This window comes from Larkinella insperata, from assembly GCF_026248825.1.
Lineage (GTDB): Bacteria > Bacteroidota > Bacteroidia > Cytophagales > Spirosomataceae > Larkinella > Larkinella insperata.
In genome coordinates this window covers 1,696,421-1,711,214 of the sequence record NZ_CP110973.1, presented here as the reverse complement: position 1 = coordinate 1,711,214, position 14,794 = coordinate 1,696,421, and the positions used below count along the sequence as shown (strand labels likewise).

Annotated in this window: 12 protein-coding genes; 3 read left to right on the top strand and 9 right to left on the bottom strand. The window is 54.9% G+C overall.

Annotated elements, in window-relative coordinates; translation table 11 throughout:
• Nucleotides 1-16 precede the first annotated feature (16 nt).
• Nucleotides 17-3,085, top strand: coding sequence for an efflux RND transporter permease subunit (locus OQ371_RS06895; RefSeq protein ID WP_265993059.1), 3,069 nt, complete (start codon nucleotides 17-19; stop codon nucleotides 3,083-3,085).
• A 17-nt stretch (nucleotides 3,086-3,102) separates the two neighbouring features.
• Entirely contained in the window at nucleotides 3,103-4,446 is a 1,344-nt protein-coding gene (locus tag OQ371_RS06890; protein WP_265993058.1) for a TolC family protein, read from the top strand.
• Nucleotides 4,447-4,477: 31 nt separating this feature from the next.
• On the opposite strand, the gene OQ371_RS06885 is transcribed toward OQ371_RS06890, so the two are convergent.
• From OQ371_RS06885 to OQ371_RS06860, 6 genes are all read right to left on the bottom strand, one after another.
• Nucleotides 4,478-5,722, bottom strand: a complete 1,245-nt coding sequence (locus tag OQ371_RS06885) for a sterol desaturase family protein (protein WP_265993057.1) — start codon at nucleotides 5,720-5,722, stop codon at nucleotides 4,478-4,480.
• A 100-nt stretch (nucleotides 5,723-5,822) separates the two neighbouring features.
• Nucleotides 5,823-6,263: a DUF4395 domain-containing protein gene (locus tag OQ371_RS06880; protein WP_265993056.1), complete on the bottom strand. Its 441-nt coding sequence runs from the start codon at nucleotides 6,261-6,263 to the stop codon at nucleotides 5,823-5,825.
• Nucleotides 6,264-6,280: 17 nt separating this feature from the next.
• Nucleotides 6,281-7,441 carry a methionine aminotransferase gene (locus OQ371_RS06875; RefSeq protein ID WP_265993055.1) on the bottom strand — a complete coding sequence of 387 codons (1,161 nt, stop codon included), beginning with the start codon at nucleotides 7,439-7,441 and terminating at the stop codon, nucleotides 6,281-6,283.
• A 265-nt stretch (nucleotides 7,442-7,706) separates the two neighbouring features.
• Complete coding sequence (locus OQ371_RS06870; protein ID WP_265993054.1) at nucleotides 7,707-10,121, bottom strand: T9SS type B sorting domain-containing protein; 2,415 nt, start codon at nucleotides 10,119-10,121, stop codon at nucleotides 7,707-7,709.
• Between the two features lie 176 nt (nucleotides 10,122-10,297).
• The gene (locus OQ371_RS06865; RefSeq protein ID WP_265993053.1) at nucleotides 10,298-11,251 is read right to left on the bottom strand and encodes a D-2-hydroxyacid dehydrogenase; all 954 of its coding nucleotides are present in this window, start codon (nucleotides 11,249-11,251) and stop codon (nucleotides 10,298-10,300) included.
• Between the two features lie 42 nt (nucleotides 11,252-11,293).
• Nucleotides 11,294-12,265: a YheT family hydrolase gene (locus OQ371_RS06860; RefSeq protein ID WP_265993052.1), complete on the bottom strand. Its 972-nt coding sequence runs from the start codon at nucleotides 12,263-12,265 to the stop codon at nucleotides 11,294-11,296.
• A gap of 64 nt (nucleotides 12,266-12,329) precedes the next feature.
• On the opposite strand from OQ371_RS06860, the gene OQ371_RS06855 reads away from it, so the two are divergent.
• Nucleotides 12,330-12,791, top strand: coding sequence for a hypothetical protein (locus OQ371_RS06855; protein ID WP_265993051.1), 462 nt, complete (start codon nucleotides 12,330-12,332; stop codon nucleotides 12,789-12,791).
• A 115-nt stretch (nucleotides 12,792-12,906) separates the two neighbouring features.
• Here the strand turns inward: OQ371_RS06855 and OQ371_RS06850 are convergent, their stop codons facing one another.
• From OQ371_RS06850 to OQ371_RS06840, 3 genes are all read right to left on the bottom strand, one after another.
• Nucleotides 12,907-13,695: a phosphoglycerol geranylgeranyltransferase gene (locus OQ371_RS06850; protein WP_265993050.1), complete on the bottom strand. Its 789-nt coding sequence runs from the start codon at nucleotides 13,693-13,695 to the stop codon at nucleotides 12,907-12,909.
• The gene (locus OQ371_RS06845) at nucleotides 13,658-14,113 is read right to left on the bottom strand and encodes a hypothetical protein (RefSeq protein WP_265993049.1); all 456 of its coding nucleotides are present in this window, start codon (nucleotides 14,111-14,113) and stop codon (nucleotides 13,658-13,660) included. The genes OQ371_RS06850 and OQ371_RS06845 overlap by 38 nt, the downstream gene beginning before the upstream one ends.
• A gap of 90 nt (nucleotides 14,114-14,203) precedes the next feature.
• Complete coding sequence (locus OQ371_RS06840; RefSeq protein ID WP_265993048.1) at nucleotides 14,204-14,629, bottom strand: phage holin family protein; 426 nt, start codon at nucleotides 14,627-14,629, stop codon at nucleotides 14,204-14,206.
• Nucleotides 14,630-14,794: the final 165 nt, after the last annotated feature.

The window sequence follows — 14,794 nt, the reverse complement described above, 5'->3', positions numbered from 1 at the left end:
ATATTCACTGCCAATCATGAGTTTATCAGGAATTAGTATTCAGCGGCCCGTGCTGGCCGGTGTACTCTCCGTATTGATTATTTTGTTCGGAATCGTCGGGTTTTCGTACCTGGGAGTCCGGGAATACCCAGTAACGGATTCGCCCATTGTAACCGTCACCACCACCTATCCGGGGGCCAGCCCCGACGTTATTGCCTACCAGATCACGAAACCGCTGGAAGAATCCATCGGGGAAGCCAACGGGATTCGAACCATTTCGTCGGTTTCGCGCGAAGCCGCCAGCGTGATCACCGTCGAATTTAACCTCGATGCCGACTTGGAAGCGGCCGCCAACGACGTACGTGACAAAGTAACCAAAGCCCGGCGGTTGTTGCCCGGCGACGTCGATCCGCCCATCGTCGAAAAGGCCAACGCGGGTGATATCGTGATTTTTATGGCCGTTGAAAGCAAAACCCGCAATATCCTGGAGGTAAGCAACATCGCTTCAACGGTTATCAAGGAGCGGATGCAGACCATTCCGGGTGTGAAACGGGTGGGGATTGCCGGGGAGAAAAAATACGCCATGCGGCTGCGGATCGATCCGGCCAAGCTGGCGGCCTACCAGCTCACCCCTGCGGACATCGAACAGGCGCTGCGCAAGGAAAACGTGGATTTGCCGTCGGGCCGGGTGGAAGGGGATCAGAACGAACTAACGGTCAGGACGCTGGGGCGGCTGACGCAGGAGCAGGATTTCAATAACATGATCATCCGCCAGGAGGGCAGCACCATCATCCGGTTTAAAGACATTGGCTACGCGGAATTGGGAGCTGAAAACGAACGGACGGCCATTCTCAACAGCCTGAAAGGCAATTCACCCACCATCGGGGTGTTTGTTGAGCCGCAGCGGGGGGCCAATGCCGTCGCAATTGCCGACGAGTTTTACCGGCGTCTGAAAGAATTGCGCCGGGAAATACCGTCGGATTACGAACTGACCATCGGGAAAGACTTTACGGAACCCATCCGGGCGTCTATTTCCGAAGTCGAAGAAACGCTGTTTGTCGCCTTCGGACTCGTTATTCTGATCCTGTTCATCTTCCTGCGCGATTGGCGCTCGACCATCATTCCGGTCGTTGCCATTCCGGTTTCCATCATTTCAGCCTTCTTCATCATGTACGTGGCCGGTTATTCCATCAACATTCTGACCCTGCTGGCGCTCGTACTGGCCATCGGGCTGGTGGTGGATGACGCCATCGTGGTGCTGGAAAACATCTACGCCAAAGTCGAAGAAGGCATGAGCCCGCTGCAGGCGGCTTTCAAAGGTTCATCAGAAATCTATTTTGCCGTCATTTCGACCACCATTACGCTGGCGGCCGTTTTTCTGCCAATCCTTTTTTTACCGGGCATTACTGGCAAACTCTTTCAGGAATTCGCCATTGTCGTGGCGGGTTCGGTGCTGGTGTCGGCTTTCGTGGCGCTCACGCTGTCGCCGATGATGAGTGCGTACCTGCTGAAACACCAGGAAAAACCGAATTGGCTGTACCGCAAAACCGAGCCGTATTTTGTGTCCTTAAACCGGGCGTACGAAAAATCGCTGAGCTGGTTTTTACGGTACCGCTGGACGGCTTTTGTGGCGCTGGCGGCTACCTTCGGCCTGATTTATATCATTGGTCGGCAGTTACCGTCTGAGCTGGCTCCGCTGGAAGACCGTTCGCAGATCAGTCTGGCGGTGCTGGCGCCCGAGGGGTCTTCGTATGAGTACACGGAAAAATACATGAACGAAATTTCCCGGTTTGCGGCCGACTCCACGCCGGGTTTGTTTCAGACGTATTCGATTCTGGCGCTCACGTTCGGGCCACCCGCACCGGTTAACGTTGCCGTTCAGAACACATTCCTGAAAAAAGCCGATGAGCGGACCACCTCGCAGGCGGATGTATTTGAAATTTATTCCCGGAACGCCCAGCAGTTTCGGGGGGTGATGGTCTTCCCGGTGCAGCCGCCCACCATCGGTAGCCGGTTTGGTCAGGCGCAACCCGTGCAGTACGTTCTACAGGCCCCGAATCTGGCAACGTTGACCGATGCGCTGCCCAAGTTTATGGCCGAAGCCCGCAAGAGCGATGTCCTGCGTTTTGTGGATTCGGACCTGAAAGTCAACAAGCCCGAACTGGTGCTCAAAATTGACCGGGACAAAGCCGCCGAGTTGGGAATTTCGGTGGCCGAAATTGCCCGCAGCCTGCAACTCGCGTTGAGCGGACAACGCTACGGGTATTTTATCTTCAACGACCGGCAGTACGAAGTGATTGGTCAATTGCAACGGCAGGAACGCGACACGCCCTACGACCTGAAGGCCTTGTTTGTCCGCACCCGCACCGGGGATATGGTATCACTCGACAACCTGGTTTCGTTCCGGGAAAGCATCAGCCCGGCGGCCATCTACCGCTACGACCAGGCCATTTCGGCAACGGTTTCGGGCGGGTTGGCACCGGGGAAAACCATCGGTGACGGGGTGGCCGAGATGAACCGGATTGCCAAGAAAGTGCTTCCGCCGAGCATCAAAACCTCACTGGCCGGCGAATCGCGCGATTTTTCGGAAAGCTCGTCGAGCCTGCTGTTCGCGTTTATTTTCGCCCTGGTGCTGATCTACCTGATTCTGGCGGCCCAGTTCGAGAGCCTGATCGACCCGTTCATTATTCTGCTGACCGTACCGATGGCCATGACGGGCGCCCTGCTGAGCCTCTGGATTTTCGGGCAGACGCTGAACATTTTCAGCCAGATCGGCATCATCACCCTCATTGGATTGATCACCAAAAACGGTATTCTGATCGTGGAATTTGCCAACCAGAGCAAAGAACACGGTCTGAGTACGCTGGAAGCCGCTAAAGTGGCCGCAGCTTCCCGGTTTCGCCCGATTCTGATGACCAGCCTCGCCATGATTTTCGGAGCCATTCCGATTGCACTGACGGAAAACAGCCGCAATTCGCTGGGCACCGTAATCGTCGGCGGTTTGCTGTTTGCCGGTCTGCTGACGCTCTACATCATTCCGGCGGTGTATTCGTACTTCTCCCGCGTTCCCAAACCGAAGCCGGAAGAAGTGCCGGAACTTGTTTAACTCCTTCGTAACGCATCATGAAACCGCATTATATTTCATTTATTTCCCTGATTTTTAGCTTGGTTAATAGCCTGCCAGCCCCGGCGCAGCCTCGACCGCTGACCATGCAGAGCGCCGTCCGGCTGGCCCTGGAGAAAAACCGTGATCTTCAGGTGGCGACGCTGGAAACGGCCAAGGCGACCGAGAAAATTCGCGAAGCCCGCAGCTATGCCCTGCCTACGGTATCAGCTTCGGCCCAGTATCTGTATTTTCCGCTGAAACAAGTTTCGTTCTTGCCGGGCAGCTTTGTTGGCCTGGGCGAGAATGACCTGGCAACGTTCCGGGTGGGTGGTTCCAACGCTTTCCTGGGCGGAGTGGCGGTGTCGCAGCCGTTGTTTCAGGCAGGCATCGGCTCGGGAATTCGGGCCGCGCAGCTTCTTGAAAACGCGTCGGCGGAGGAACGCAACGAAGTTCGGGCCAGTGTCGTGACGGAGGTCAAGAAAGCATACCTGGATGTGCTCATTACGCAGGCGCAACTTCGGCTTCAGCAGCAAAGTCTGGTGCGGAACGAGCAGGCTATGAAAGACGCCCGTTCGCTGCTGGCCCAGGGCCGGGCTTCGCGGGTTGACACGCTGCGGGCGTTTGTTTCGGTTGAAAACCTGCGCCCGGAAATCATTCGCCTGACCAACCAGGTTGAAATCACCAAGACGGTTTTAAAACGGACGATGGGTCTGGACGAACGCGAAATCGTGGACCTTCAGGATTCGTTGCATTACGATTCCGGCGCGTTTGTGGCGCCCGGAGCCGATGCTTTTCTGGATGCCGTTCAGGCCCGGCCGGAGGTGCATCGGCTGGAGTTGACGGAAAAGCTAAATCGGGAACAAATTGCCCTGCAAACCGCCGAACGCGCTCCTAAATTGTCGGCCATCGGCTTGCTGCAAGCACAGGCACAGGCCAACCACTTACGCCTGGATCATTACAACTGGCCGCTCAGTTCGTACATCGGTTTGCAGCTAAATGTTCCGATTTTTAGCGGTTTTCGGACGGTTTCCCGGATTCAGCAGGCCGTTATATCCCGCCAGCAGAGCGAAACCCAACTGCTCAACCTGAAGGAAGTAGTACGCGCTCAGGTCAAGATCAGCCTTTCCAATGTGGAAGAGTCCCGGCTGCGCATCGCCACCCAACAACAAACCGTTACTGTTGCCGAATTGGGGTACCGCATCACCCGCGACCGCTGGAAACAGGGCATCGCTTCGCGGCTGGACCTCTCGGACGCGGAACTCTCGCTCACGCAGGCCAAATCCAACTACCTGCAGGCGATTTACGACTACCTGACGGCAACGGTTGAACTGGATAAGGTGTTGGGCCACACGGCCTTTTAAGGAAAGCCGGAGATTCAGCTCCGGCTTTTTTTTACTTGTTGATTGGAACAGCCAGGCCATACACCAGCCGCAAATACTGTTTCTGAAGGCTGGAAAAATATGCCCAGACCAGTAAAAATCCGAGGAAGAACAGTCGTACGTACAGTGGATCGTGCAGATACGGCAACGCAGCCAGGACCAGCAGCGAAACGCGACTGATTTCCAAGTAAAAAACCCATTGGCGCTGCTCGAGCAACGCTCCACAGTTGACCAGGGTAATCAGAATAAACAGGGAAATCAAGACCTGGTGGTACAGGGTGACCTGTTTCTCAAAGAGCAGAAAAACAAACAGGATAGCCAGGATGCCAATCAGTTGGCCCAAGACGTAGCCTTGAAACCGTCGGTTGCCGCTGCGGACGGACGAGCGCGACAGAAACCGTTTTTCCAGCTGATCCCGCACCGTCGGGTCGATGTCGTCCGGACGGCCAAACAGGACTTTCAGCTTCGGCCCGAAGCCCGGCGTCCGGCGAACGGTTTCGGCCAGCTCCATCATGAAATGGAACTGCTGCCACAAAAAACTGTGGCTTTCGAGCGGTTTGGTCAGGCCGTAAACCAACTCCTGGGCGTCTTCCTTTTCTTCGACAAACGTGCCAAACAGCTTGTCCCAGATGATCAGCACATCGCCGTAGTTTTTATCCAGGTACTCCGGATTGCTGGCGTGGTGAACGCGGTGGTGGGAGGGCGTTACAAAAACGTATTCCAGCCAACCCAGTTTGCCGATGGTGCGGGTATGGATAAAGAACGGGTACAAACCGTGTAGCAGCAACAGCGTAGTAATCATCTCCGCCGGAAAGCCGATCAGGGGCAGAACCGTCCAGAAGCCGGTCCGGATGATGGCCTGAAAAACCGTGATCCGGGCCGAAACCGTATAGTTGAAATCTTCGCTCTGGTGGTGAACGACGTGGGCGCTCCAGAACAGGTTGATTTCGTGCGCCAGCCGGTGATACCAGTACCAAACCAGGTCGGTTGCCAGAAAGAGAGCGACCCAGCTCAGAATGCCCGGTTTCAGGTCAAACAGCGCGTAGTGCCGGTGGAGGTAATCGTAAACAAAATAAAACGCGCCGACCGTGAAGGTGTCGAGCAGCCGTTCGGCAATCCCGACGTTGATGTTGGCAACCGAATTATTGAATCGAAAGTAATCTTTTTTCTGCCATTTGGAAACGAGGTATTCCAGTCCCATAAAAAACAGAAAGAAGGGAACGGCCAGGGCCATCCAGTTCAGCTCCGTAATTTCCATGTCTGTGTGGGCTTCATTGCCTGCTTGTCATCGGTTGCCAGACCGGGCAACCAGGTCCGATTGGCAACGGTAGGGGTCATATTGCAGAAGAGGGTTTGCGTTACTTTTTTCTAAGAATAGGTTGAAGAAGCGTGTAAACGTGGCAGCCCGCGCAAAAACCGGCAAAGGCTTCCAGGGCCGCGAAAAGGGTGATGATACTGGCCAGGAGCAGGGGATTCAGGCCCAGCAGGTGAAACGCCAGAATGGTGGTCGAGAAAACCAGGCCGATGCCCGCGGCAAACCGCTTTGGTCCCTGATCAATCATCTGAACCGGTAACCGAAAGGCTTTGACAAACCGCCCGCTGAGCCAGCCCAACGGACTCCATTGGCCGAAATTGAAGGCCCGCAGCGCAAAATCCGCAAGTAATAACGCCGGGATTACCCAAACGGTCGTCAGTAAGTAGGTGCTCATCAGAGCCCACACAAAGAATGCAGTCGTGCGAACCTTATTTTCGTTGACTTTAACCCCATCGACGGGGCAACTGACAGAGGTTGTATTCATGGTGTTGAACAAAGAAGTTACAATCGACTGAGCCGCTCACCGGCCCGCAGCAGGGTTTCGTCGTCTTTGGCAAAGCAGAAACGCAGAATCTTGTAATCGTTTTTCTGGCGGTAGAACACCGAAACCGGAATGGACGCAACCCCGATCTCTTTGGTCAACCGAACGGCCAGCTCATAATCGGATTCGTCCGTGATGGCCTGATAGGAAACGGTCTGGAAAAAGCTGCCCTCGGTCGGTTGAAACTCAAACCGTGATCCGCGGATGCTCCCCAGAAACAGGTCTCGCTTGCGTTCGTAGAAAGCGGGCAGGGCTTCGTAGGGCTCCGGATTTTTCAGGTAATCGGCCAGCGCGTGCTGAATGGGCGTAACGGTGCTGAACGTCAGGTATTGGTGGATTTTCCGAAACTCGGTGGTCAACTCCTTCGGAGCCAGGCAGTAACCAATTTTCCAGCCTGTAATGTGGAACGTTTTGCCGAAGGAGCCGCAGATAAACGTGCGTTCCTGCAAAACCGGGTGGGTTGCCAGCGACAGATGCGGGCGGCCGTCGAAGCGGATGTGCTCGTAGACTTCGTCGCTCACGATCCAGATGTCGCGGTGATTGACCAGCGCGGCCAGTTGTTCCAGATCGTCGGCCGTCCAGACGCGCCCCGTCGGGTTGTGGGGCGTATTGACGATGATCAGCCGCGTTTTCTCTGTAACCTTCGCCCGAACGGCTGCCCAATCGATGGCGTAGGTAGGCGGGGTGAGGGTTACAAAGACCGGAACACCGCCGTTTAGCTCGATGGCCGGGACGTAGCTGTCGTACGCCGGTTCAAATACGATCACTTCGTCGCCGGGCCGGATCACCGCCGTAATGGCGGCAAACAGGGCTTCTGTGGCGCCGGATGTAACCGTTACTTCGGATTCCGGGTGGTATACAACGCCGTACAACTGCTCGGTTTTCTGCGCCAGGGCCTCCCGCAAGGCCGGTACGCCGGTCATGGGAGCATACTGGTTAAATCTTGTTTTCAGGTACTGCTCCACTAGAGCCACTAAGTCCGGTGAGCAGTCAAATCCCGGAAATCCCTGCGACAAGTTGATGGCTCCCGTTTCAGTCGCCAATTTCGACATAACCGTGAAGATGGTTGTTCCAACCCACGGCAGTTTGGAGGGTAAAGCCCCCACTCCTGTTTCCGTCATTTTCAATACTGCTAAACTAACTTCCCTATCGTGTCAATAGAGTCGATTAACTACATCCACAACACCCTGCTATTGACTCCGAAAAGTACAAAATAAATGAATGTGGTACGCTTAAATATACTTTTTCTATAAAATTTATAGGCTACCGTTCTGTTAGCCGACCGTTATCGGTTTTATCAGCTTTGAAAGACCATTTGATACGACAGACGGACGCTTAGACGCCACCCGGCGTTATTAAAAATGAAACCTGAAGGACAGTTTGTCGTCAATACGTGACCAGGACAGATCCCCGGTATTCGGGCAGTATGGGCTGGTTGGTTTTGATGCGATACTGGTAAGTGCCTGCTTGCACCTTCTGATTGAGGTAGGTGCCGTTCCACGGTTTGTCGTAGCCTTTTGAGAAGAAAACCACTTCGCCCCAACGGTTGTAAATGGTTACCTCGCAATCCGGAAACTGATCAGTATTGCGAATTTCCAGCGCGTCATTGATGCCGTCGTTGTTGGGTGAAAATGCGTCGGCAATAAACATCCGCTTCAACACATCAACCAGAACACTTTTTTCGCTCCGGCAGTCGCCGGAAGAGGTCACCGTCAGCTTGTAGGTGGTTGATGTCGGCGGGGTAGCCGTCGGGTTCTGGGTGGTGGCGTCAGAAAGGGTTTCGGGTGGCTCCCACTGAAAGCGAACCGGTTGGCCGTTGAGGGTTGGTTTGAGCGGAACCGAATTGCCCATCAACACCGTGATTCGTTCCGGCATGTTGATCACAACCGAAGGCTCCACGCGGATCTGCCGACTGATTGCGGCCGGGCAGGCTGAATTTCCGGCGTACGTGTACGTAATCGTGTACAACCCCGCCCCGGCATTTGAGGGAATAAACTGATTGCCGGTAACACCCGCGCCGGAAAATACCCCGCCAGCCGGACTGGCAGCGAGCAGCACAGGTTCGGTTCGGCTGGCACAGACGGGGGCAACGGTGTCGAACTGCATGTCCGGGCGCGGAACGATGCTGAGCGGCAAGGGAGCCGAAAGCGACTGGCAACCATTGGCGTCGGTAACCAGAACCTGGTACGCACCGGCCAGCCGGGCCTGCATCGTTGCGGCTGTACCCGTACCCAGCGCAGTGTTGTCCATTCGCCATTCGTATTGAAAATTGGAACCCGCAGAGGCATTCAGCCGGACTTCACCGTCCTGGCAAATGGCCGTCGTGGAACTGGTCAGCGTTGCGGTCGGATTCGGATTGACCACCACCGCCAGGCTGTCGCGGTTAACGCAGTCCAGCGATGAAGTAGCCCGGACGCCGTATAACCCGGCTTTGTTGACGGTGATCGACGAGCCGGTTGCGCCGGGCAGGGCCGTACCGTTTTCCGTCCATTGATAGCTTGTTCCTTTTTCGGGCTGGATTGATAGGGCCAGCGATTGGCCTTCGCAGAACTTCGGTTCTTTATCGGGAGTAATGGTGGCTGCGGGGGGCGGGAGCGTCTGCACCCGGGTTATTTTTGAAGTGGTGTCGTTGCCGCAGATGGAAGCAAAACTCTTGACGACCACGTAATCACCCGGTTCGCTGACGGTTACGGTGGCCGAGGTTGCGCCCGCCATGTTGGCCCCGTTGTGTTGCCACTGGTATGACCAGCGCGGATCGGCTTCGGTGGCCAAGGTGACGGTGGCGCCCTCGCAGATGGATAAATCGAGGGTTTCAATGTTTTTGTAGCTGATCACCGGCGGGGGTGGGGTGTTGTTGCCGCAATCGACCACCGGCATCTGAAATTCCCGCCGAATGGCCCCGATCCGGACGCCGTTGCGGTATTCTTCGCACAAGACCGCGAAAATAAAGAGTCCGGCCTGTCTGGCCGTTACGCTCAGTTGCCCGGTTTGCGGGTCAATTTTCAGGGCGGGATTGCCGGGAATAGCGGTGGTGGCGCTGTAACCCGGTAGCCAGCTTACTTCCGGATAGGTTTCGTGCGAACTGCCGTCACCCACGGTAAACAAACCCGTGCTGTTCGTGTACCCGGCCAATGGTGTCACCAGCGAATAGCGGAGCTGATCACCGTCGGTGTCGGTGGCTCCAAAATTCAATTGGAAGGGCTTTCCTACACAGATGTAGTCGCCGTTAGGAAAGCTGAACTGCGGGCTCGAATTGGGAAAAGCCGCACCGTTACGCTGAACCGGAGGAAATTCCATGTAAAAAACCATACCCTCCCCCCCGGGGTCCTGAATGTTACTAATATCGGCACTCCGGCAACAACGATCCCAAACCACGTAATAGCCGCCGGGGTCGCTGAACGTGTTGGGGTTTAAATAAAGTTCGGTGCTGTAGTTCATCGCCAGTACGCTTAGGTTCCGCAGGTCGGCGCAGGCCTGGTTTTCGTAGCGAACCCGCTGGGAAGCCGTTTGATGAACGCGGGCCGTCGTAACGAGGCTATGATCGCTTTTCTGGAAAATGTAGAGGTCTATCTGTTGTTCGTAGCTGCTGGGAGAAGCGTTGGCCTGATCCAGATAAAGGGTTAGCGTAAGGGTAGAGTAGTTCGGGCGGGCTGTTGCCTGCAGGTTCATTTCTCCGCCATAGATGTGTTTTCCATACCCGTCCGGGGTGGTCAGGAGGCCCAGCAACAGACTACACAGGGCGATCTTGAAGCAGTGGCGCACGGAAAGCCCAACCGCGCGCCGATTCAACAGCATATTCATTATCAGAACTGGTAAAACGTTGAAGCATAAATCGTAACCTATTGAAAAAGAAAGATACAAAGTTGCCAGCGGCAACGCCATTACCTGTTACCAAATTGACGGAACGGTACAATCGACCAGACGAAAAAGCCCCGCAATGCGTTGCGGGGCTATCCAGAAAATTTATGGAAAGCGGCTTAGTTCACCACATTGCGGGGTTTACCGGCAAAAAAGGCATGAATGTTTTCGACGATTTCGTGCAGCAGCCGTTGGCGGGCTTCCAGGCTGGCCCAGGCCAGGTGAGGAGTGATGAGACAGTTGCGAGCCGAGAACAAGGGGTTATCGGCGGCAGGCGGCTCTGTCCCCAGTACATCCAGACCGGCCCCGGCCAGCCGCCCGTTGTTCAGCGCTTCGGCCAGATCCGCTTCGTTGATGAGTACCCCCCGGCTGGTGTTGATCAGAAAAGCTGTCGGCTTCATCCGGCTGAGCAGTTCGGCGTTCACAAAACCCCGGTTTTCGTCGGTAGCCGGGCAGTGCAGCGATACCACATCGCTTTCGGCAAAGAGGGTGGCCTGGTCTACGTAACGAATGCCCTCCGGAGGCTGCTCGTCGGTATGCCGGCGGTTGACCAGAATTTTCATACCAAACGCGGCTCCGATATCCGTCACGCGTTTTCCAATGTCGCCAAACCCGACAACGCCCAGCGTTTTTCCGGCCAGTTCCACCAGCGGAGACTTCCAGTAAGAAAAATCCGGATTGCGCGCCCAGTCGCCCGCCCGGACACTGTCGGCGTGCAGGCCCACCCGATGCGTCAGTTCGAGCAGAAGTGCAAAGGTCACCTGCGCCACCGACTCGGTGCTGTAGCCTTTCACGTTGGTGACAACAATGCCCAAGGCCCGGGCGGCCTTCCAGTCGATGATGTCGTAGCCGGTTGCCGTTACGCCGATGTACCGCAGGTTGGGCAACTGTTCGAGCGTCTGACGGTTCAGCTTTACTTTATTGACCAGCACCATATCGGCGTCTTTCAGGCGTTCGATTAGCTGGTCGGGGGCGGTACGGTCGTGAAGCGTAACGTGGCCGAGGGAGGTGAGGGGCGTCCAGTCGAGATCGCCGGGGTTGAGGGTGAAGGCGTCAGCAAAAACGAGGTTCATGGGAAAGGGTTGTTGAATGCGAAAGATACGGTAAAAAAAACATCACCGCCCCGTCTGCCGGACAAACTCCAGTGCCCGGCGTTCGGCCCAGGTAAATTCATCACCGCGAATGGCAAACCCAACGTGGCCGCCGGTTCGGGGCGTTTCCAGGTAGATGTTCGGGTGTTTTTCGGCCAGCCAGGCGGGCGAACATTCCGGCGACAGAATCGGGTCGTTCTGGGCGTTGATCAGCAGCGTCGGCACGGCAATGCTGCTCATGTAATTAACGGCCGAAGCCTGCGCGTAAAAATCGTCGGCATCGCGGTATCCGTTCACGGGAGCCGAAAAATGCTGATCGAAATCACGCCAGAGCCGAACATGCTGCAACTGGGTCATGTCCAGTTTACCCGGGAAAAGATCGGCTTTCTGCTGCAACTTGATGATCAGCTTTTTCATGAACCGGTTGCGGTAAAACCGGTTTTGTGGCCGGTCGAGCTGTTTGGCGCTGGCTTCCAGGTCCGTCGGCGACGACACGGCCACCACGCTCCGGAGTACATCCGGCCGGTTTTTACCATGCACCCCCACGTATTTCAGGGCAATATTGCCGCCCATGCTGTAACCGATCAGCACCAGTTCGCGGTACGGTTTGGTCCGCAGCACATGGGTAATCACCTCGTCAATGTCATTTATTTCGCCGTGGTTGTAAAGCCGGAACGCGCGGTTCATTTCGCCACTGCACGAGCGGCAGTTCCAGGCCAGGACATCCCACCCCTGTTGCGCAAAAAGCTTGGCGGTACCTTTGATGTAATGCCGCTTCGAGTCGCCTTCCAGACCGTGCGTCATGATCACAAGTTTGTCGCTGCTGCGGTCGATCCAGTCGAGGTCTACAAAATCACCGTCGGACAGGGTGAGTCGTTCGCGCTCATAGAATACACCCTCCACCTTGCGGAGGAGGCTGGGAAGAATGGTTTGCAAATGACCGTTGATCTGGTAGCGGGGTGATCCGGGAAACGAAGACTGTCGGAGAACCGGCATGGCATAACTATTTAATCGTGAATGCTGTTATTTTTAACGAAATTAGATCTGGTTGGTTCCCACTATGGAAATTGCGAAGTATTTGTCGGTATTGGCGGCCAGTATGGTAAAGTTCATCGGCGGTCCTGTGACCGGCGTTGCCGTTGGACTATCCTGGGTTGAGACCTGGCTGTTTACGGCAGCCGGGATGATGGCCAGCGTGGTGCTGGTTACGTATGCCGGGACGGCTCTGCAGGCGCTTTGGAACCGCTTCCGACCATCAAAGCCCCGGCGTTTCAGCGCCCGGACGCGGCTGGCCGTTCGGGTCTGGAAACGATCGGGTATGCTGGGCATTGCTTTCCTGACACCCTTGCTGCTGACCCCCATCGGTGGCACCATCCTGGCCGTGTCGTTCCGGGTCAATCGTTCCCTGATTTTCAGTTACATGCTGGTTAGCGCCCTGTTCTGGGGGGTAATCTTTACCTTGATTGTTTACCAGCTTCCGGATTTATTCAGTCGGTTTGTAAGCAGCGAGACGGCAAAGTAAAGCCGTATGACCGAAAAGAATATCGGCAACATGTCGCCAGTCTGGCGGCAAGGTCCATGCCGTAAGATAGTACCCAATGAGTCCTGCTTTCTTTTCGCCTTTGGGGAGTGATCGCTTACGCCAATTGCCGGTTCATTTCCTGAACAACAGCCGCAATTTCAGGCAGCAGCTCCGGATTCTTTTCAATGCCGTTGCCAACCACAATAACATCCGCGCCAGCTTGCAGGGCGGCCTGGGCGCGCTCGACTGAGTTGATACCTCCGCCCACAATAATGGGCGTATCAACACAACCCCGGACGGTGGCAATCATTTCCGGTGAAACCGGCCACCGGGCTCCGCTGCCGGCGTCCATGTAGGTTAATTTCAGTCCCAGCATTTCCCCCGCCATGGCTGTGCAGGCGGCTACACCCGGTTTGTCGTGCGGAATGGGCGTGGTGTTGCTAATGTAGGAAACGGTCGTTTGTGCGCCACTATCGATGAGCATGTAACCCGTTGAGAGGATTTCCAGGCCACTTTTTTTCAGAAGCGGTGCCGCGATGACGTGCTGTCCGATCAGAAATTCCGGGTTCCGGCCCGAAATAAGCGAAAGCAGCAGAATGGCGTCGGCACTCGGCTCAATGTGCAGGCTATTGCCGGGGAAGAGTATGGCCGGAATGTTTGTGTACGTCCGGATGGTCTCAATAACTTCCTTCAGAATAAAGTTGGTAATCAGGCTACCCCCTACAAAAAAGAAATCGACCCGGTTTTCGACACTCCGGATCAGCAGGTCTTTAAATGCGTCTTGCTCGATCTTATCGGGATCGAGCAAGACGGCAAATGATTTTTGCCCTGTTTCCTTGCGGTCATACAGGGTATTGAGTAGCGAGTTACGGGTATTGGCCTGGTTCTGGTTGTGTGGTTGCATTATTCTGACGTATACGCGAAATAAACTCAGTTAGCTGCTGCCGGGCGAGATTAGTCAAAATAGACGTCACAATCCCGGTAATAGCCCCACCGATTGCCGATTTTTTAGGAGCTTCTTCGGCGGCTTTGGCGGCCCGTCGCGCGTGGGCACGAGTGCTGCCACCGGCGTATTCGTCGTCTTCATCGTAATCGGCATCGTATTCGTCGTCTTTTTTATCAGACTTGGGCAACACAATGCTGGCTACGACATAAGCCGCCAGACAAACTCCTGCAACCAGCGCCACGGTTTTACCGACTTCGGTAGCATCCTCTTTCAAGGCCTTGACATTGGTCTCAATCGAACTTTTATACTGCTCGGTGGCTTCCATCAACTCCGCCCGGCGGGCCGCAGTATCTGAAAAGGGCACATTCGTATCCATAAAAAGAGCGTTCTAAAATTAGTAAAAAATGGATTGACTTGTGAAAATACGTCCTACTTAGTTATTAATTTGAGGGGAATTGCCAGTTTTTCACTCTTTCAACGGGCCGCTTTCCCTCAGTGATTCGCGCGTTTGGGTCATCAGGTCATCAATGGCTTCGGCCCGCTCTTCCGCTTTTTTCTCCTGCTGGTTTTTAATTATGTTATAGGTCATTTTGCGGAGCATGTTTTCAATGCTGCCTTTCGCAAAAGCCCAGATTAAGGTCAACAGGAGGAAAAAACCGGCTACAATCAGGAATCCCAGATACCGGCTGTCCAATACTTCGTTGAGGTAAGCGGCCAGTAAGGAAAACAGGAAAATCGTGGTGATGGTTATCAAAAACCCAAGGACGATGCCGTGTACGGCGTTCAAAGCAATGTTTTCGACCTGGCTACGAGTTTCTAGTTTGAATAATTCGATCCGGGCTTCCAGGTATTTAAAAATGCTTTCTCTGATTTCTTCCAGTTTCTCTAGCATAACGGTTCTTCATTTGTGGCTGCTGTAGTAGTTACCAATTATTATCCGTTTTGTTTAGAAAATCTTTGACATCCAGCGTAGTTTTTTGCTTTTGGTCGCAATCAGAATCCGGGCGGTCACTTTGGTGCTTATAAAAAAGCCCGCTCCATGCGTATGGAGCGGGCC

Excerpts from the sequence above, each read along its gene's own strand:
- OQ371_RS06895 (WP_265993059.1), top strand. The coding sequence starts at position 17 with ATGAGTTTATCAGGAATTAGTATTCAGCGGCCCGTGCTGGCCGGTGTA.
- OQ371_RS06860 (WP_265993052.1), bottom strand. The coding sequence starts at position 12,265 with ATGCCGGTTCTCCGACAGTCTTCGTTTCCCGGATCACCCCGCTACCAG.
- OQ371_RS06890 (WP_265993058.1), top strand. The coding sequence starts at position 3,103 with ATGAAACCGCATTATATTTCATTTATTTCCCTGATTTTTAGCTTGGTT.
- OQ371_RS06865 (WP_265993053.1), bottom strand. The coding sequence starts at position 11,251 with ATGAACCTCGTTTTTGCTGACGCCTTCACCCTCAACCCCGGCGATCTC.
- OQ371_RS06885 (WP_265993057.1), bottom strand. The coding sequence starts at position 5,722 with ATGGAAATTACGGAGCTGAACTGGATGGCCCTGGCCGTTCCCTTCTTT.
- OQ371_RS06875 (WP_265993055.1), bottom strand. The coding sequence starts at position 7,441 with ATGACGGAAACAGGAGTGGGGGCTTTACCCTCCAAACTGCCGTGGGTT.
- OQ371_RS06855 (WP_265993051.1), top strand. The coding sequence starts at position 12,330 with ATGGAAATTGCGAAGTATTTGTCGGTATTGGCGGCCAGTATGGTAAAG.
- OQ371_RS06880 (WP_265993056.1), bottom strand. The coding sequence starts at position 6,263 with ATGAATACAACCTCTGTCAGTTGCCCCGTCGATGGGGTTAAAGTCAAC.
- OQ371_RS06840 (WP_265993048.1), bottom strand. The coding sequence starts at position 14,629 with ATGCTAGAGAAACTGGAAGAAATCAGAGAAAGCATTTTTAAATACCTG.
- OQ371_RS06850 (WP_265993050.1), bottom strand. The coding sequence starts at position 13,695 with ATGCAACCACACAACCAGAACCAGGCCAATACCCGTAACTCGCTACTC.
- OQ371_RS06845 (WP_265993049.1), bottom strand. The coding sequence starts at position 14,113 with ATGGATACGAATGTGCCCTTTTCAGATACTGCGGCCCGCCGGGCGGAG.
- OQ371_RS06870 (WP_265993054.1), bottom strand. The coding sequence starts at position 10,121 with ATGAATATGCTGTTGAATCGGCGCGCGGTTGGGCTTTCCGTGCGCCAC.